The sequence below is a fragment of the Pseudomonas sp. SP16.1 genome (assembly GCF_052682975.1).
Window position 1 is genome coordinate 4,484,158 of record NZ_JBQYFZ010000001.1, and the last position, 18,224, is coordinate 4,502,381.

The 18,224-nt window shown below is 62.8% G+C and carries 17 protein-coding genes; 11 read left to right on the forward strand and 6 right to left on the reverse strand.

Annotation, left to right across the window (positions count from 1 at the left end):
• Window positions 1-30 precede the first annotated feature (30 nt).
• The 6 genes from ACUTAF_RS21135 to dnaA form a co-directional block, all read right to left on the reverse strand.
• Window positions 31-318 carry a type II toxin-antitoxin system RelE family toxin gene (locus tag ACUTAF_RS21135; protein ID WP_445581808.1) on the reverse strand — a complete coding sequence of 96 codons (288 nt, stop codon included), beginning with the start codon at window positions 316-318 and terminating at the stop codon, window positions 31-33.
• Window positions 308-547 carry a type II toxin-antitoxin system RelB/DinJ family antitoxin gene (locus tag ACUTAF_RS21140; protein WP_084314717.1) on the reverse strand — a complete coding sequence of 80 codons (240 nt, stop codon included), beginning with the start codon at window positions 545-547 and terminating at the stop codon, window positions 308-310. Before ACUTAF_RS21140 ends, ACUTAF_RS21135 begins: the two co-directional genes overlap by 11 nt.
• 567 nt (window positions 548-1,114) lie before the next feature.
• Entirely contained in the window at window positions 1,115-3,532 is a 2,418-nt protein-coding gene (gene gyrB, locus ACUTAF_RS21145) for a DNA topoisomerase (ATP-hydrolyzing) subunit B (protein ID WP_445581809.1), read from the reverse strand.
• Between the two features lie 4 nt (window positions 3,533-3,536).
• Window positions 3,537-4,640, reverse strand: a complete 1,104-nt coding sequence (gene recF, locus ACUTAF_RS21150; RefSeq protein ID WP_445581810.1) for a DNA replication/repair protein RecF — start codon at window positions 4,638-4,640, stop codon at window positions 3,537-3,539.
• A 13-nt stretch (window positions 4,641-4,653) separates the two neighbouring features.
• Window positions 4,654-5,757, reverse strand: coding sequence for a DNA polymerase III subunit beta (gene dnaN / locus ACUTAF_RS21155; RefSeq protein WP_445581811.1), 1,104 nt, complete (start codon window positions 5,755-5,757; stop codon window positions 4,654-4,656).
• A gap of 32 nt (window positions 5,758-5,789) precedes the next feature.
• Window positions 5,790-7,280 (reverse strand): chromosomal replication initiator protein DnaA, encoded by a 1,491-nt coding sequence (gene dnaA / locus ACUTAF_RS21160; protein WP_445581812.1) that lies wholly within the window; start codon window positions 7,278-7,280, stop codon window positions 5,790-5,792.
• Window positions 7,281-7,795: 515 nt separating this feature from the next.
• Between dnaA and rpmH the strand changes: the two genes are divergently transcribed.
• The 11 genes from rpmH (at window position 7,796) to atpB (ending at window position 18,163) form a co-directional block, all read left to right on the forward strand.
• Window positions 7,796-7,930, forward strand: a complete 135-nt coding sequence (gene rpmH / locus ACUTAF_RS21165; protein ID WP_003246698.1) for a 50S ribosomal protein L34 — start codon at window positions 7,796-7,798, stop codon at window positions 7,928-7,930.
• A gap of 13 nt (window positions 7,931-7,943) precedes the next feature.
• Entirely contained in the window at window positions 7,944-8,348 is a 405-nt protein-coding gene (gene rnpA / locus ACUTAF_RS21170; protein WP_082457793.1) for a ribonuclease P protein component, read from the forward strand.
• Window positions 8,341-8,586 carry a membrane protein insertion efficiency factor YidD gene (gene yidD / locus ACUTAF_RS21175; RefSeq protein WP_106737949.1) on the forward strand — a complete coding sequence of 82 codons (246 nt, stop codon included), beginning with the start codon at window positions 8,341-8,343 and terminating at the stop codon, window positions 8,584-8,586. The genes rnpA and yidD overlap by 8 nt, the downstream gene beginning before the upstream one ends.
• 2 nt (window positions 8,587-8,588) lie before the next feature.
• Window positions 8,589-10,331, forward strand: coding sequence for a membrane protein insertase YidC (yidC, locus tag ACUTAF_RS21180; RefSeq protein ID WP_445581813.1), 1,743 nt, complete (start codon window positions 8,589-8,591; stop codon window positions 10,329-10,331).
• 152 nt (window positions 10,332-10,483) lie between these two features.
• Window positions 10,484-11,851 carry a tRNA uridine-5-carboxymethylaminomethyl(34) synthesis GTPase MnmE gene (gene mnmE, locus ACUTAF_RS21185; protein WP_445581814.1) on the forward strand — a complete coding sequence of 456 codons (1,368 nt, stop codon included), beginning with the start codon at window positions 10,484-10,486 and terminating at the stop codon, window positions 11,849-11,851.
• Between the two features lie 646 nt (window positions 11,852-12,497).
• The gene (mnmG, locus tag ACUTAF_RS21190; RefSeq protein ID WP_445581815.1) at window positions 12,498-14,390 is read left to right on the forward strand and encodes a tRNA uridine-5-carboxymethylaminomethyl(34) synthesis enzyme MnmG; all 1,893 of its coding nucleotides are present in this window, start codon (window positions 12,498-12,500) and stop codon (window positions 14,388-14,390) included.
• Window positions 14,387-15,034 carry a 16S rRNA (guanine(527)-N(7))-methyltransferase RsmG gene (gene rsmG, locus ACUTAF_RS21195; protein WP_445582484.1) on the forward strand — a complete coding sequence of 216 codons (648 nt, stop codon included), beginning with the start codon at window positions 14,387-14,389 and terminating at the stop codon, window positions 15,032-15,034. The genes mnmG and rsmG overlap by 4 nt, the downstream gene beginning before the upstream one ends.
• Window positions 15,035-15,045: 11 nt before the next feature.
• Window positions 15,046-15,834, forward strand: coding sequence for a ParA family protein (locus tag ACUTAF_RS21200; protein ID WP_445581816.1), 789 nt, complete (start codon window positions 15,046-15,048; stop codon window positions 15,832-15,834).
• Between the two features lie 11 nt (window positions 15,835-15,845).
• Window positions 15,846-16,715, forward strand: coding sequence for a ParB/RepB/Spo0J family partition protein (locus ACUTAF_RS21205; protein ID WP_445581817.1), 870 nt, complete (start codon window positions 15,846-15,848; stop codon window positions 16,713-16,715).
• A gap of 159 nt (window positions 16,716-16,874) precedes the next feature.
• Window positions 16,875-17,279 (forward strand): F0F1 ATP synthase subunit I, encoded by a 405-nt coding sequence (locus ACUTAF_RS21210; protein ID WP_445581818.1) that lies wholly within the window; start codon window positions 16,875-16,877, stop codon window positions 17,277-17,279.
• A 17-nt stretch (window positions 17,280-17,296) separates the two neighbouring features.
• Window positions 17,297-18,163 carry a F0F1 ATP synthase subunit A gene (atpB, locus tag ACUTAF_RS21215; protein ID WP_445581819.1) on the forward strand — a complete coding sequence of 289 codons (867 nt, stop codon included), beginning with the start codon at window positions 17,297-17,299 and terminating at the stop codon, window positions 18,161-18,163.
• Window positions 18,164-18,224: the final 61 nt, after the last annotated feature.

Here is an 18,224-nt window from a genome sequence, read left to right on the forward strand (position 1 = left end):
AACCCGACTCTGTATGACGCAGGCAGCGCGTTATTTGAGCCGCTCAGCGGCCTTGCGATATGCCTGCTCGCGATCACGCCGATCCACGGCCACGACAACCACCACCACCTCATGGTCGATCACCTGGTACACCAGGCGATAACCGCTGCTGCGCAGTTTGATCTTGTAACAGTCGGGAAGTGAGTGAAGGCGATTTGCCTCGACGCGCGGATTGACCAGCACCTCCACGAGCTTTTTCTTGAGCTGCTCACGAACGGTGTCGCCCAGCTTGTGCCACTCCTTCAGTGCCCGCGCATCGAATTCGAGGCTATAGGTCATCCAGCGAGACCTTCACGCGCTGCGGAGCAGCAAGGCGCTCACGCACCGTGGCAATCAGAGCCTCATCTTCCTCGGTCATCAGAACCGGACGGAAAGGCAGCTGACCCCGCTCAGCCACATATTGCAGGGCTTGGCGCATCAGCTCAGAAGGGGTAACGCCAAGCTTCTCCAGTTCCCGGTACGCGCGGACTTTCAGCTCATCGTCGATGCGGATATTGATCGAAGCCATGGGGGCGGCCTCCACGTAAAGACATTCGTCATTACGATGGCATTCTTGCGCTTGTTTGGCAACTGCTCGATCACGATTCATTGACGGGCATGAGGCTCATACCTGCCACCGAACTGCTCAGGAATTTATTAACAATCCTGTTAAGAGAATCTCGACCCACTCTGCCGACTGAATTTGACCCAGGGCAGGCATCAGCAAAGGCTACATGACGTTCTTGGTTGTGGACATGTTGAACGATCAACGACCCCGCATTCGTAGCCAATGGGTTATCGATGCGTTGAGAACCAGGCGTATACCGGGAAACAAAACCAACAAAGCCTCGATGAGTTCGACCTTCAGCAGGATGAAATCAGCCGGGATCGTTGAGGAGCACAAGACCAAGCACCGCCTGACTGAAGCCTTCTTGGCCGACTGGAACACCGGCCAGTAGAGGCTTCAGGCTAAATAAAAAGCCCCTGCGGACTCGCGTCAGCAGGGGCTTCTATTTTTAGGCTATCGCCAAATTACTTTGGCCGAACCGCTTAACTTTGGCCGAAAGGGCAAATAACTTTGCCCACCTCCAACTAATCAGAAATCCAGGTTCGATACCGCCAGGGCGTTGGACTCGATGAAGTCGCGGCGCGGCTCCACGGCATCGCCCATCAGGGTGTTGAATATCTGGTCGGCGGCGATGGCGTCCTCGATGGTTACCTTGAGCATGCGGCGTACTTCCGGGTCCATGGTGGTTTCCCACAGCTGATCCGGGTTCATCTCGCCGAGCCCCTTGTAGCGCTGGATGCTGTGACGCTTGGTGCTCTCGTTCATCAGCCACTCCAGGCCTTCCTTGAAGCTGGTCACCGGCTTCTTGCGCTCGCCGCGCTGCACGTAGGCACCGTCTTCCAGCAGGTTGTTGAGCTGCTCGCCGAGGGCGGTCACCGTGCGGTAGTCGTTGCTGGCGAAGAAGTCGCGGTTGAAGGTGATGTAGCTGGACACACCGTGGGAGATCAGCTCCACCTCGGGCAGCCACAAGTGGCGCTCGCGGTCTTCGCGCAGGCTGGTCTTGTACACCAGACCGGATTTCTCCATGACCTTCAGACGAGCATCGAGCAGCGCCAGCCAGACCTGCATGGCGTCCTGGTCGGCCAGTTGCTCGACGCTGACGCGAGGCAGGTAGACGAAGTGCTCGGTGAGCTCGATGGGGTACAGACGCGACAGTCGATTGAGCGTCTTCATCACCCCTCGGTATTCGCCCACCAGCTTCTCCAGCGCCTCGCCGGCCAGGCCCGGGGCGCCTTCGTTGACGTGCAGGCTGGCGTCTTCCAGGGCCGACTGGGTCATGTATTCATCCATGGCCTCGTCGTCCTTGATGTACTGCTCCTGCTTGCCCTTCTTCACCTTGTACAGCGGCGGCTGGGCGATGTAGATGTAGCCGCGCTCGATCAGCTCCGGCAGCTGACGGAAGAAGAAGGTCAGCAGCAGGGTGCGGATGTGCGAGCCGTCGACGTCGGCGTCGGTCATGATGATGATGTTGTGGTAACGCAGCTTGTCGATGTTGTACTCCTCGCGCCCGATACCGCAGCCGAGGGCGGTGATCAGGGTGCCGACTTCCTGGGAGGAGAGCATCTTGTCGAAGCGGGCTTTTTCCACGTTGAGGATCTTGCCCTTGAGCGGCAGGATCGCCTGGGTCCTGCGGTTGCGGCCCTGCTTGGCAGAACCGCCCGCGGAGTCACCCTCCACTATGTAGAGTTCGGACAGCGCCGGGTCCTTTTCCTGGCAGTCGGCCAGCTTGCCGGGCAGCCCGGCGATATCCAGCGCGCCCTTGCGGCGGGTCATCTCGCGGGCCTTGCGCGCGGCTTCGCGGGCACGCGCGGCGTCGATCATCTTGCCGACCACGGCCTTGGCTTCGTTGGGGTTCTCCAGCAGGAAGTCGGCGAAGTACTTGCCCATTTCCTGTTCGACCGCGGTCTTCACTTCGCTGGAGACCAGCTTGTCCTTGGTCTGCGAGCTGAATTTCGGGTCCGGGACCTTGACCGAGATGATCGCGGTCAGGCCTTCGCGGGCGTCGTCGCCGGTAGTGCTGACCTTGAACTTCTTGGCCAGGCCTTCCTGCTCGATATAGGTGTTGAGGTTACGCGTCAGCGCCGAGCGGAAGCCGGCAAGGTGGGTGCCGCCGTCGCGCTGGGGGATGTTGTTGGTGAAGCACAACAGGTTCTCGTTGAAGCTGTCATTCCATTGCAGGGCCACTTCCACGCCGACGCCATCGTCGCGCTGCACGTTGAAGTGGAACACCTGGTTGACCGTGGTCTTGTTGTGGTTGAGGTATTCGACGAAGGCGCGCAGGCCGCCCTCGTACTTGAACAGCTCTTCCTTGCCGGTGCGTTCGTCCTTGAGCAGGATGCCGACGCCGGAGTTGAGGAAGGACAGTTCGCGCAGGCGCTTGGCCAGGATGTCCCAGCTGAAATGGATGTTGGCGAAGGTCTCTTCCGACGGTTTGAAGTGGATCTGCGTGCCGGTGCCTTCGGTGTCGCCGACGGCGGTCAACGGCGCCTGGGGTACGCCATGCACGTAGGTCTGTTCCCAGATCTTGCCGTTGCGACGGATGGTCAGCACCAGCTCCTTGGACAGCGCGTTGACCACCGAAACGCCCACGCCGTGTAGGCCGCCGGAGACCTTGTAGCTGTTGTCGTCGAACTTACCGCCGGCGTGCAGCACGGTCATGATGACCTCGGCGGCGGAGACCCCTTCATCCTTGTGGATATCCACCGGAATGCCGCGGCCGTTGTCACGCACACTGATCGACTCATCCGGATGGATGGTGATGACGATCTCGCTGCAATGCCCGGCCAGGGCCTCGTCGATGGAGTTGTCGACCACCTCGAACACCATGTGGTGCAGACCGCTACCATCGTCGGTATCGCCGATGTACATGCCAGGCCGCTTGCGTACGGCATCCAGGCCCTTGAGGACCTTAATGTTATTGGAGTCGTACGTTTGGTTGTCGCTCATGCCTTCACTCCCGGTGGTCGTGGGTCTGGGTGATACGGCCATGTTCCACGTGGAACATGGCAACCGGCGTATCCGTTTGCCAGCCGCCCCTCAACAATTCATGGTCTACACAGGTGATGAACACCTGGCAGTGCAAATCTTCCAGCAACCGGCACAATGCCAACCGGTGCTGCTCATCCAGTTCCGACGGCAGGTCGTCGACCAGATAGATACATTGACCGCGCTTGGCCTCGTTGACCAAGTGGCCCTGGGCGATGCGCAACGCGCATACCACCAATTTTTGTTGCCCTCGCGAAAGGATCTCCGCCGCGTTATGACCGGCCAGCCGCAAACGCAGATCGGCGCGCTGGGGGCCTGCCTGGGTATGGCCGAGTTGCTGGTCGCGGAGGAGAGAGGCGGCGAGCACTTCGCTCAGCTCACGATCCTTGTCCCAGCCGCGGTAGTAGCTCAGGGTCAGCCCTTCGAGTTGCAGCAGCTCTGCCAGGGTACGTTCGAACACCGGTTTCAGCGCCTGGATATAGGCGCGCCGATAGGCGTCGATCTCCGCGCTGGCAGTGCACAGTTCGCGGTCCCACGCGGCCTGCGAAGCACCGTCAAGTGTACCATGGCGCAGCCACGAGTTCCGCTGCCGCAGGGCCTTCTGCAGGCGCTGCCAGGCGCCGAGGAAGCGATGTTCCACGTGGAACACTCCCCAGTCGAGGAACTGCCGGCGAATCTTCGGCGCCCCCTCGAGCAGACGAAAGCTGTCCGGGTTGATCAGCTGCAACGGCAGCAGATCGGCCAGCTGCGCGGCGCTACGCGCATTCTGCCCATCCACGCGAATCTGCAGCTCGCCCTGGCGGTCGCGAGAAATGCCCAGGTTGCTGTTGCCACCATCGGCCAGCTGTACCTGACCGAATACGGTACAGGCCGGCTGTTCGTAGTGGATCACAGGTTGCAGGCGGGTGCTGCGAAAGGAGCGCGCCAGGCCGAGCAGATGGATGGCTTCCAGCAGGCTGGTCTTGCCGCTGCCGTTGGCGCCGTGAAGGATGTTGATGCGGGGGGAAGGGGAGAGGGTCACCGGGTGCAGATTGCGCACCGCGGTGACCGTTACGCGGGTCAGCGACATCTAGCGATTTCGGTCACAGGCGCATCGGCATGACGACGTAGGCGGAATCGTCGTTGTCGGACTCTTGCAGCAGCGCACTGCTGTTGGAGTCGGACAGGATCAGACGCACCTGCTCGGTGCCCATCACACCCAGCACGTCGAGCAGGTAGCTGACGTTGAAACCGATCTCCAGGTTGCCGCCGTTGTACTCGACGACGATCTCTTCCTCGGCCTCTTCCTGCTCCGGGTTGTTAGCCTGGATTTTCAGCAGGCCGGCGGCCAGGGTCAGGCGAATGCCGCGGTACTTCTCGTTGGACAGGATCGCGGTACGGCTGAACGCTTCGCGCAGGCCCTGGCGGTCGGCCAGCACCAGCTTGTCGCCGCCCCGCGGCAACACGCGCTCGTAATCGGGGAACTTGCCGTCGACCAGCTTGGAGGTGAAGGTGAACTCGCCGGTGTTGGCACGGATGTGGTGCTGGCCCAGCACGATGCTGACCTCGGCGTCCTGCTCGGTGAGCAGACGAGCCAGTTCCAGGATGCCTTTGCGCGGCACGATGACCTGATGCTTGCCGTCCTGCTGGATCGCCGCCTCCATGGAGCACATGGCCAGGCGATGACCGTCGGTGGCCACCGCACGCAGCATGCCGCTCTGCACTTCCAGCAACATGCCGTTGAGGTAGTAGCGCACGTCCTGCTGCGCCATGGCGAAGCTGGTCCGCTCGATCAGGCGACGCAACTTGGCTTGCGGCAGGTTGAAGGTCAGCGAACCCGGGCCTTCCTCTACCGTGGGGAAGTCGTTGGCCGGCAGGGTGGACAGGCTGAAACGGCTGCGCCCAGCCTTGACCAGCAGCTTCTGCTCGTCGACGCGGATGTCGATCAGCGCATCGGACGGCAGGCTCTTGCAGATGTCCATCAGCTTGCGCGCCGGGACGGTGATCTCGCCCGGCTCGGCGGCATCCTCCAGGGCGACGCGACCGACCAGCTCGACTTCCAGGTCGGTGCCGGTGAGCGACAACTGCTGGCCTTCGACCACCAGCAGGACGTTGGACAACACCGGCAGGGTCTGGCGGCGTTCCACGACGCCGGCGACCAGTTGCAGGGGTTTCAACAGGGCTTCGCGTTGAATGGTGAAATGCATGGTCTAGTCCCTTGCCTCGTGGAGCTGCGAAATCAAGTGGTGAGGGTGCGCAGCAGGTTCTTGTAGTCCTCGCGGATGTCCGCGTCGGATTCCCTAAGTTCAGCAATCTTACGGCATGCGTGCAATACCGTGGTGTGATCGCGGCCGCCGAAGGCCACGCCGATTTCCGGCAGGCTGTGGTTGGTCAGCTCCTTCGACAACGCCATGGCCACCTGACGCGGCCGGGCGATGGAGCGCGAGCGGCGCTTGGAGAGCAGATCGGAGATCTTGATCTTGTAGTACTCGGCGGTGGTGCGCTGGATGTTGTCGATGCTCACCAGCTTGTCCTGCAGGGCCAGCAGGTCCTTGAGCGATTCGCGGATCAGCTCGATGGTGATGTCACGACCCATGAAGTGCGAGTGAGCGATCACACGCTTGAGTGCACCTTCCAGCTCGCGCACGTTGGAGCGGATGCGCTGGGCGATGAAGAACGCCGCATCATGCGGCAGATCGACCTTGGCCTGGTCGGCCTTCTTCATCAGGATCGCCACGCGGGTTTCCAGCTCCGGCGGTTCCACCGCCACGGTCAGGCCCCAGCCGAAGCGCGACTTCAGGCGTTCCTCCAGACCTTCGATCTCCTTCGGGTAGCGATCGCTGGTGAGGATCACCTGCTGGCCGCCCTCGAGCAGGGCGTTGAAGGTGTGGAAGAACTCCTCCTGGGAGCGCTCCTTCTTGGCGAAGAACTGGATATCGTCGATCAGCAGCGCATCCACCGAACGGTAGAAGCGCTTGAATTCGTTGATCGCATTGAGTTGCAGCGCCTTGACCATGTCGGCGACGAAGCGCTCGGAGTGCAGATAGACCACCTTGGCGTTGGGGTTCTTTGCCAGCAGATGGTTGCCCACCGCGTGCATCAGGTGCGTCTTGCCCAGGCCTACGCCCCCGTAGAGGAACAGCGGGTTGTAGCCGTGCTTGGGATTGTCTGCCACCTGCCAGGCCGCGGCGCGGGCGAGCTGGTTGGACTTGCCCTCGACGAAGTTATCGAAGGTGAAGGTGCGATTCAGGTAGCTGGTGTGCTTGAGGCCGCCTTCGACCTGCACCGTGCGCTCGGTACGCGGCGCGACCGCCGGCGTCGGCGCCTGCGGCGCGGCACCGGCCATGGAATCGAAACTGGCACGCGAGGGTTCTTGCTGAGCCGGCGGCGGCAGAGGCTTGCTGCTCGTCGCCGCGGCCTGAACCTGGGCCGCGCGGGCGGCCGCTGGCAAGGGCGCATTCGGCGCCACTCGAGCGGCGGCCGTGCGCCTGCTGCCTATTAATAAGGAAAGCGCCGGCACCAGGCCATTGGCGCGCTCGCCAAGCAATTCGAGCAGGCGGCTCAGGTACTTCTCATTGACCCAGTCGAGGACGAAACGGTTGGGCGCATAGACGCGCAGCTCGTCGCCTTCAGCTTCGACCTGCAGAGGACGTATCCAGGTGTTGAATTGCTGGGCCGGCAATTCGTCGCGCAAGAGCTCGACGCACTGCTGCCATAGTTCCACTGACACTGACTGTCCCCTATCAAGGCGATGCAAAAAACAGCCGCCATTGTAGCGGCCAATGACCGAGTTATCCACACGCCATGGTGCAGATGGCCAAGCAAAATCAAAGCCTTATTAACATTCACCAGGCTTATCCGCACTGCCCTGAGCCTTGTGGATAAGCGCCCGAAAAGTCTCTGCACAAGTCTGGGGACGAGGGCGCGGATAACCCAGCTGTGGGTAAACCGCGATTCTGTCCCCAAGCTATGCGCAGCCGGCGCACAGACCGAACAGAGCTTCTGGACAACCTTATCATCTCCGCCAATCCAGCAACGGCGGGTGCTAGGCGGCGTTTTCCACAGCAAAGCCAGTGCCCATCATCATAAACATAGAAGAAGAGCTTTAAACCTTTCCTTCTTAATCTTCTTATCGAGCGAATAGGGCTGGTTGGAAATTGACCTGCCGCGCGGCTTTCTCTAGAATTGCCGGTCTCTTTAAACCAGGGTCATTCCGACCCTAGTCGAACACCCAGGTAACGCACCATGAAACGCACTTTCCAACCCAGCACCATCAAGCGCGCTCGCACCCACGGTTTCCGTGCCCGCATGGCCACCAAGAACGGCCGTGCCGTCCTGTCGCGTCGTCGCGCCAAGGGCCGCAAGCGTCTGACTGTCTAATTCATCCAGACAGGTGGTGAGTCGAGGCTTCGGCCGGGAAAAGCGTCTGCTGACCCCCCGGCAATTCAAGGCAGTCTTCGACTCCCCAAGCGGCAAAGCTCCGGGCAAAAGTGTCCTGCTGCTGGCGCGCGACAACCAGCTTGATCATCCCCGCCTGGGTCTGGTGATCGGCAAGAAGAGCGTCAAGCTCGCCGTCGAGCGCAACCGCATCAAGCGTCAAATCCGCGAGTCCTTCCGCCTGAACCAGGACGACCTGGTCGGTTGGGACATCGTGGTGGTCGCCCGCAAGGGCCTCGGCGATCTGGAGAATGGCGAACTCGCTCAGCAGTTTGGCAAGCTCTGGAGACGCCTGGCTCGCAGCCGGCCCAGTCGCGACGCACATGCCTCCCCCGGGACAAGCGACAATCCCCATGCGTAAAGCGGCCTTAGCCTGTATCCAGGTTTATCGCTACGCCATCAGTCCGCTGATGGCCAGCCATTGTCGCTTCTATCCCAGCTGTTCCTGCTACGCCTACGAAGCCATCGAACAACATGGCTTCCTGCGTGGCGGCTGGCTGGCAGCTCGCCGGCTCGGTCGCTGCCACCCCTGGAATGCCGGCGGCTTCGACCCGGTACCTCCCGCGAAAACATCCCGTTCCCCTTCGATGGCCGAATAATCATGGATATCCAACGTTCGATCCTGATCGTCGCCCTGGCAGTCGTGTCCTACCTCATGGTCCTGCAATGGAACGAGGACTACGGCCAGGCCGCCCTGCCGGCTGAGGTACAATCCTCGACCGCCGCGACGCCCGCCCTGCCGGATACCCCGGCCAATGCCGCAACCGCCGGCGACGACATCCCCACTGCCGTGGCCGAACCCAGCGCCGCTGCCGTTGCGCCGAATGCAGCCGCCAGCGACGAGCTGATCCGGGTGAAAACCGACGTGCTGGATCTGGCCATCGACCCGCGCGGTGGCGATATCGTGCAGCTGCGCCTGCCGCAGTACCCGCGCCGTCAGGATCGCCCGGACGTGCCCTTCCAGCTGTTCGACAACGGCGGCGAACGCACCTACCTGGCGCAGAGCGGCCTGATCGGCCAGAACGCCCCGGACAAGTCCAGCGGTCGCGCCCTGTGGTCGAGCGAGAAAACCAGCTACGCGATGGCCGAAGGCCAAGACAGCCTGGTGGTCGACCTGACCTACAGCGAGAACGGCGTCAACTACATCAAGCGCTACAGCTTCAAGCGCGGTCTCAACCCGCAGTGCTCGGCGCGTGAGCAGCAGCTGAAGAAGCCCGGTTGCGTGGACCCGTCCGCCTATCAGGTCGACGTGCGCTACCTGATCGACAACCAGAGCGATCAGGCCTGGAGCGGCAACCTGTTCGCCCAGCTCAAGCGCGACGCCAGCGCCGATCCGTCCTCCACCACCGCCACCGGCACCGCCACCTACCTGGGCGCCGCGCTGTGGACCAGCGAGGAGCCGTACAAGAAGGTGTCGATGAAGGACATCGACAAGCAGGCCTTCAAGGAAACCGTGCAGGGCGGCTGGGTCGCCTGGCTGCAGCACTACTTCGTCACCGCCTGGGTGCCGAGCAAGGACAGCAGCAACCTGGTACAGACTCGCAAGGACAGCCAGGGCAACTACATCGTCGGCTTCACCGGCCCGTCCGTGCAGGTCGCCGCAGGTGGCAAGGGCGAAACCGGCGCCGTCCTCTACGCCGGTCCCAAGCTGCAGGAGCACCTGGGCACCCTGTCCCCGGGCCTGGAGCTGACCGTCGACTACGGCTTCCTGTGGTTCCTCGCCCAGCCGATCTTCTGGCTGCTGGAAGTGATTCACGGCCTGCTGGGCAATTGGGGCTGGTCGATCATCGTGCTGACCATCGTCATCAAGCTGATCTTCTTCCCGCTGTCCGCCGCCAGCTACCGCTCCATGGCGCGCATGCGTGCCGTGTCGCCGAAGCTGCAGGCACTGAAGGAGCAGTTCGGCGACGATCGCCAGAAGATGTCCCAGGCGATGATGGAGCTGTACAAGAAGGAGAAGATCAACCCGCTGGGCGGCTGCCTGCCGATCCTGGTGCAGATGCCGGTATTCCTCGCCTTGTACTGGGTGCTGCTGGAATCGGTGGAGATGCGTCAGGCGCCGTGGCTGCTGTGGATCACCGACCTGTCGATCAAGGATCCGTTCTTCATCCTGCCGATCATCATGGGCGCGACCATGTTCATCCAGCAGCAGCTCAACCCGACGCCGCCGGACCCCATGCAGGCCCGCGTGCTGAAGCTGATGCCGATCATCTTCACCTTCTTCTTCCTCTGGTTCCCGGCCGGTCTGGTGCTGTACTGGGTGGTCAACAACGTGCTGTCCATCGCCCAGCAGTGGTACATTACGCGCAAAATCGAAGCCGCAGCGAAACCGGCCAACGCCTGATTCGCCAAGGCTTCCAAGCATCAAGCAAACGCCCCATGATTGGGGCGTTTTGCTATCCGGCCTTCCCTGTAGGAGCGAACTTGTTCGCGATGAGTGGCCATGATCATGAGCCCCCTTCGGTCCTACAGCCCGTAACCTGCGAGTACCACGCCATGAACCACGCCCGAGACACCATCGCCGCCGTCGCCACCGCCCAGGGTCGTGGCGGTGTGGGGATCGTGCGGGTCTCCGGCCCGCTGGCCGGACAACTGGCCCGCACCATCTGCCGGCGCGAGCTGAAACCGCGCTTCGCCCACCACGGCCCGTTCTTCGGCGAGCAGGAACTGAGCCTGGACGAAGGCCTGGCGATCTACTTCCCCGGCCCCAACTCCTTCACCGGCGAGGACGTGCTCGAGCTGCAGGGCCATGGCGGCCCGGTGGTGCTCGACCTACTGCTGCGCCGCTGCCTGGAGCTGGGCGCACGCCTGGCACGTCCGGGTGAATTCAGCGAACGCGCCTTCCTCAACGACAAGCTCGACCTGGCCCAGGCCGAGGCCATCGCCGACCTGATCGAGGCCAGCTCCGAGCAGGCCGCGCGCAATGCCCTGCGCTCGCTGCAGGGCGAGTTCTCCAGACGCGTGCACGCGCTGACCGAATCCCTGATCCAGTTGCGCATCTACGTCGAGGCCGCCATCGATTTTCCCGAGGAGGAGATCGACTTTCTCGCAGACGGCCATGTGCTGAGCCAGCTCGACGGTGTGCGTGCGGACTTATCCACAGTGCTGCGCGAGGCCGGCCAGGGCGCCCTATTGCGCGACGGCATGACCGTGGTCATCGCCGGCCGGCCCAACGCCGGCAAGTCCAGCCTGCTCAACGCCCTGGCCGGACGCGAGGCGGCCATCGTCACCGATATCGCCGGCACCACCCGCGACGTACTGCGCGAACATATCCACATCGACGGCATGCCGCTGCACGTGGTCGACACCGCCGGCCTGCGCGACACCGACGACCAGGTGGAAAGAATCGGCGTGGAGCGCGCCCTCAAGGCCATAGGCGAGGCAGACCGCGTGCTCCTGGTGGTGGACTCCACCGCCCCCGAGGCGGCCGATCCCTTCGCCCTGTGGCCGGAATTTCTTCAGCAGCGTCCGGACCCCGCACGGGTCACTCTGATCCGCAACAAGGCGGATCTGTCGGGCGAAGCCGTGGCGCTGCAAACCTGCGCCGATGGCCACGTGACCCTCAGCCTGTCGGCCAAGTCGGCGGATGGCCTGGAGTTGCTGCGCGAGCACCTGAAGGCCTGCATGGGTTATCAACAGACCGCCGAGAGCGGCTTCAGCGCCCGCCGCCGCCATCTGCAGGCGCTGCACCAGGCTGAGCAGCATCTCGAACACGGCCGCGCCCAGCTCACCCTGATGGGCGCCGGCGAACTGCTCGCCGAGGACCTGCGCCTGGCGCAGCAGGCCCTGGGCGAAATCACCGGCGCCTTTAGCAGCGACGACCTGCTGGGGCGGATCTTCTCCAGCTTCTGTATCGGTAAATAGCCAGCCGCCCCCCCCCCCCTGCAGGAGCGGATTTATCCGCGATAAGGGCGTCAAGCTCACGAACAAAGGCTAGGCCCCCCTTCGCTCCTACCACTGTGAGCCTGGCGTTCCTCCCTTGAGACTTTAACGATATCCCCGGATTTCATCCGGGCTACGCACGCTGGCTGCAGACTGCGGCTCTGATTTCGACTTATTCAGAGCGCAACTAAACCCTGTGGAAAACTGCCCCTAAGCCCTGCCCATAACCCGCTGACAAAGCTGGGCGTAAATCCACCTGTGGGTAACCCGCCCTTTCATCCACAGTGGATGAGCAGCTTTCCCAGTGGAAACCAGCAGGAACGGCACAGCCTTATCATTAGCTGTACATCAGTCATGGCAAGGGCTCCGGACAGTTATCCACAGAAAGGCCTGGTGCTATACATAAACATAAAGAACAAGCTTTATAAAAAATCTCTCTTTCTTTTCTTTAATAAGCTCACAAGGCACAAAGCCGAGCGGGGCGAGCGGGAGGCGATAGGTCTGCACCGCGAACCGCCAGCCCGAGGGCTGGCTATTTTTTGTGCAGAAGGCTTCATTCAGCGGGCTGAAGTCCCTATACTTGCCGCCTTTCTCAAAGACCCCTTTTTCAACAGGCACGAGGTGCGTGGTGGATTTCCCTTCCCGTTTTGACGTGATCGTGATCGGCGGCGGTCATGCCGGTACCGAGGCAGCCCTGGCTGCCGCACGCATGGGCGTGAAGACCCTGCTGCTCACCCACAATGTCGAGACCCTTGGCCAGATGAGCTGCAACCCGGCCATCGGCGGGATCGGCAAGAGCCATCTGGTCAAGGAAATCGATGCGCTCGGCGGCGCCATGGCCACCGCTACCGACATGGGCGGCATCCAGTTCCGCGTGCTCAACAGCCGCAAGGGTCCGGCGGTACGCGCTACCCGCGCCCAGGCCGACCGCGTGCTGTACAAAGCGGCGGTGCGCGAGATTCTGGAGAACCAGACCAACCTGTGGATTTTTCAACAGGCGGCCGATGACCTGATTGTGGAAAACGCCCAGATCAAAGGCGTGGTCACCCAGATGGGGCTCAGGTTCCACGCGGATTCTGTGGTGTTGACCACAGGCACCTTCCTCGGAGGACTTATCCACATCGGTATGCAGAACTACTCCGGTGGTCGCGCTGGCGATCCGCCTTCCATTGCCTTGGCCCAGCGTCTGCGCGAGCTGCCGCTGCGCGTCGGCCGGCTGAAGACCGGCACACCGCCGCGCATCGACGGTCGTTCCGTGGATTTCTCGGTGATGACCGAGCAACCGGGCGACACCCCGACGCCGCTGATGTCCTTCCTCGGCAAGCGTGAGCATCAGCCCAGACAGATCAGCTGCTGGATCACCCACACCAACGCGCGCACCCACGAGATCATCGCCAGCAACCTGGATCGCTCGCCGATGTACTCCGGGGTGATCGAAGGCGTCGGCCCGCGCTACTGCCCGTCGATAGAGGACAAGATCCACCGCTTCGCCGACAAGGACAGCCACCAGGTATTCATCGAGCCGGAAGGCCTGACCACCCACGAGCTGTACCCCAACGGCATCTCCACCTCGCTGCCGTTCGACGTGCAGCTGCAACTGGTGCGCAGCATCCGCGGCATGGAGAACGCCCATATCGTCCGACCCGGCTATGCCATCGAGTACGACTACTTCGATCCGCGCGACCTGCAGTACAGCCTGGAAACCAAGGTGATCGGCGGGCTGTTCTTCGCCGGACAGATCAACGGCACCACCGGCTACGAAGAAGCCGGCGCCCAGGGCCTGCTCGCCGGCTGCAACGCCGCGCTGCGCGCGCAGGGCAAGGAGCCCTGGTGCCCGCGTCGCGACGAGGCCTATATCGGCGTGCTGGTCGACGATCTGATCACCCTGGGCACCCAGGAGCCTTACCGCATGTTCACCTCGCGCGCCGAATACCGGCTGATCCTGCGCGAGGACAACGCCGACTTGCGCCTGACCGAGAAGGGTCGCGAGCTGGGGCTGGTGGACGACGAGCGCTGGGCGGCCTTCGAGGCCAAGCGCGAGGGCATCGTCCAGGAAGAGCAGCGGCTGAAGAGCACCTGGGTACGTCCGGGCACGCCCCAGGGCGACGCCATCGCCACGCGCTTCGGCACGCCCCTGGCCCACGAGTACAACCTGCTCAACCTGCTGGCCCGCCCCGAGATCGATTACGCCACCCTGGCCGAGCTGACCGAATCCCCGGTTGTGGATAACCAGGTGGCCGAACAGGTCGAGATCAAGACCAAGTACGCCGGCTATATCGACCGCCAGCAGGACGAGATCGCCAAGCTACGCGCCAGCGAGGACACCAAGCTGCCAGTGGATCTGGATTACGCCAGTATTTCCGGCCTGTCCAAGGAGATCCAGTACAAGCTGGGCAGTACCCGCCCGGCCACCCTCGGCCAGGCCGGGCGCATCCCCGGGGTCACGCCGGCGGCGATCTCCCTGCTGCTGATTCACCTGAAAAAGCGCAGTGCCGGGCAGAAGTTGGAGCACAGCGCCTGATGTCGGTTACCCAGCGTCATGCCGAAGAACTGATCCAGGGCGCCCGTGAACTCGGCATCGAGCTCAGCGCGCTGCAGCAGGAGCAGCTGCTCGCCTACTTGGGCCTGCTGATCAAGTGGAACAAGGCCTACAACCTCACAGCGGTGCGCGACCCCGACGAGATGGTCTCGCGCCACCTGCTCGACAGCCTGTCGGTGGTGCCCTTCGTGGCCGAGCGTGGGGATAACTGGCTGGATGTCGGCAGCGGTGGCGGCATGCCCGGCATTCCGTTGGCGATCATGTTCCCCGAGCGGCGTTTCACCCTGCTCGATTCCAACGGCAAGAAGACCCGCTTTCTCGTCCAGGTGAAGCTGGAGCTGAAACTCGCCAATCTCGAGGTTGTCCACAACCGGGTCGAAGCGTATCGGCCCGAGCAGCCCTTCGATGGCATCAGCTCGCGGGCCTTCAGCAGTCTGGAAGATTTCAGCAACTGGACCCGTCACCTCGGCAATGCCGATACCCACTGGCTGGCGATGAAGGGCGTGCACCCGGCCGACGAGTTGCAGGCGCTACCGGCGGACTTCCGCCTCTGCGCCACCCACGTGCTGCGGGTTCCCGGTTGCCAAGGCCAACGCCATCTGTTGATACTGCGTCGCTCGGTCTAGGGGGAAACAAGATGGCCAAGGTATTTGCGATCGCCAATCAGAAAGGCGGCGTGGGCAAGACCACGACGTGCATCAACCTGGCCGCCTCGCTGGTGGCGACCAAGCGCCGCGTGCTGCTGATCGACCTCGACCCGCAGGGCAACGCGACCATGGGCAGCGGCGTGGACAAGCACAACCTCGAGCACTCCATCTACGACGTGCTGATCGGCGAATGCAACCTGGCCGAGGCCATGCAGTTCTCCGAGCATGGCGGCTACCAGCTGCTGCCGGCCAACCGCGACCTGACCGCCGCGGAAGTCGCCCTGCTGGAAATGAAGATGAAGGAAAGTCGCCTGCGTTACGCCCTGGCGCCGATCCGTGAGAACTACGACTACATCCTCATCGACTGCCCGCCGTCGCTGTCGATGCTGACCATCAACGCCCTGGTCGCCGCCGATGGCGTGATCATCCCCATGCAGTGCGAGTACTACGCGCTGGAGGGGCTGTCCGATCTGGTCAACAGCATCCAGCGCATTGCCCAGCTGCTCAATCCCAAGCTGCAGATCGAAGGCCTGCTGCGCACCATGTACGACCCGCGCATCAGCCTGACCAACGACGTCAGCGCCCAGCTCAAGGAACACTTCGGCGACAAGCTGTACGACGCCGTGATCCCGCGCAACGTGCGCCTGGCCGAAGCGCCGAGTTTCGGCATGCCGGCGCTGGTCTACGACAAACAATCCCGCGGTGCCATCGCCTACCTGGCACTGGCCGGCGAGCTGGTGCGCCGGCAGCGCGCCGCCGCGAAAACCGCTACCGCTTAAGGAACATCCGCATGGCTGCGAAGAAACGAGGTCTGGGTCGAGGCCTGGACGCCCTGCTCGGCGGCAATACCGTCGGCGCGCTGCAGGAAGAGGCCGCCCAGGTCGACAGCCGCGAGCTGCAATACGTGCCGCTGGAGCTGATCCAGCGCGGCAAGTACCAGCCGCGCCGCGACATGGATCAGACCGCCCTGGAAGAGCTGGCCGCCTCGATCCGCGCCCAGGGCGTGATGCAGCCCATAGTTCTGCGCCCGATCGGTGGCGGCCGCTTCGAGATCGTCGCCGGTGAACGGCGCTGGCGAGCCAGTCAGCTGGCCGGTCAGGACAAGATCCCGGCCATGGTCCGCGAGTTGCCGGATGAAGCCGCCATCGCCATGGCGCTGATCGAGAACATCCAGCGCGAGGATCTCAACCCGATCGAGGAGGCCGTGGCCCTGCAGCGCCTGCAGCAGGAATTCGAGCTGACCCAGCAGCAGGTCGCCGATGCCGTCGGCAAGTCGCGCGTCACCATCACCAACCTGCTGCGCCTGATCGCCCTGCCGGAGGAGATCAAGACCCTGCTCGCCCACGGCGATCTGGAGATGGGCCATGCCCGCGCATTGCTCGGTTTGCCCCTGGAACAGCAGGTCGAGGCGGCGCGACACGTTGTCGCACGTGGTCTCACCGTGCGCCAGACCGAAGCCCTGGTGCGCCAGTGGCTGACGGCCAAACCGGCACCGACCAAGGCCAAGGCCGACCCGGACATCAGTCGCCTGGAACAGCGCCTGGCAGAGCGGCTGGGCTCGCCGGTACAGATAAAACACGGCTCCAAGGGCAAGGGCCAACTGGTCATCCGCTACAACTCGCTGGACGAGTTGCAGGGCGTTCTCGCCCATATCCGCTGAAACAATTGGCCACATCTGGCCGTGTAGCGCACGGTCGGAAATCACTACCTGGCAGTTGAATGGGGGGGATAGGCCCCCTATACTCTGCGCGCAATTTTGTTGGCACTTTTTATGCCAATTCATTGAGTTATAGCGGTCGAGAGTCGAGGAACCCAGCTGATGGAAAGCCGCATGCCGAAGCGCCGGCCCTTCCATCGCCTGCCGGTGTTCCCGGTTCTGCTGGCACAGTTGATCGTGCTGCTGCTGGCCGCATTGGTGGCCTGGCAAGCGCTGGGGAGCGTTGCCGGTTATTCGGCGCTGCTGGGGGGAGTGATCGCCTGGCTGCCGAATCTGTATTTCGCCCACAAGGCGTTCCGCTTCAGCGGTGCGCGGGCTGCTAAAGATATCGTCCGTTCTTTTTATGCGGGCGAAGCGGGAAAACTGATTCTGACGTTCGTGCTGTTCGCACTGACGTTCGCGGGCGTGCAACCCCTGGAGGCACCGGTATTGTTCGGTGTCTACCTGCTGACCCTGCTGGTCAGCTGGTTCGCCCCGTTGCTGATAACAAAATTTTCAAGACCTTAAAGCGTTCGAGGCAAATAATGGCAGCAGAAACCGCTTCGGGTTACATCCAGCACCACCTCACCAACCTGACCTATGGTCAGCACCCGGTGAACGGCTGGAGTTTCGCCCACACCGCAAAGGAAGCCCAGGAAATGGGCTTCTGGGCCTTCCATGTCGACACCCTGGCGGTGTCGGTAGTGCTCGGCCTGATCTTCATCTTCCTGTTCCGCCTGGCGGCGAGGAAGGCCACCTCCGGGCAACCGGGCGGCCTGCAGAACTTCATCGAAGTGCTGGTGGAGTTCGTCGACGGCAGCGTCAAGGACACCTTCCACGGGCGTAACCCGCTGATCGCCCCTCTGGCCCTGACCATCTTCGTCTGGGTCTTCCTGATGAACTTCATGGACCTGATCCCGGTGGATTGGCTGCCGATGCTGGCCGCTACCCTGGTCGGCGATCCGCACCTGTACTTCCGCGTGGTACCGACCACCGACCCGAACGCCACCCTGGGCCTGGCCCTGTCGGTGTTCGCCCTGATCCTGTTCTACAGCATCAAGGTCAAGGGTATCGGCGGCTTCCTCGGGGAGCTGACCCTGCATCCGTTCGGCAGCAAGAACATGGCCGTGCAGGCCCTGCTGGTCCCGGTGAACTTCCTGCTCGAGTTCGTCACCCTGATCGCCAAGCCGGTGTCCCTGGCCCTGCGTCTGTTCGGCAACCTGTATGCCGGCGAGCTGATCTTCATCCTGATCGCCCTGATGTACAGCGGCGGCATGCTGCTCGGCGGCCTGGGCGGGGTGCTGCAGCTGGCCTGGGCCATCTTCCACATCCTGATCATCGTGCTGCAGGCGTTCATCTTCATGATGCTGACCATCGTCTACCTGTCGATGGCGCATGAGGATAACCACTAAGCCGTAACCGGTTCCGCGGCGTCGCCCCAGGCGGCGCCTGCCAGGACAAACCCCGCAGCCA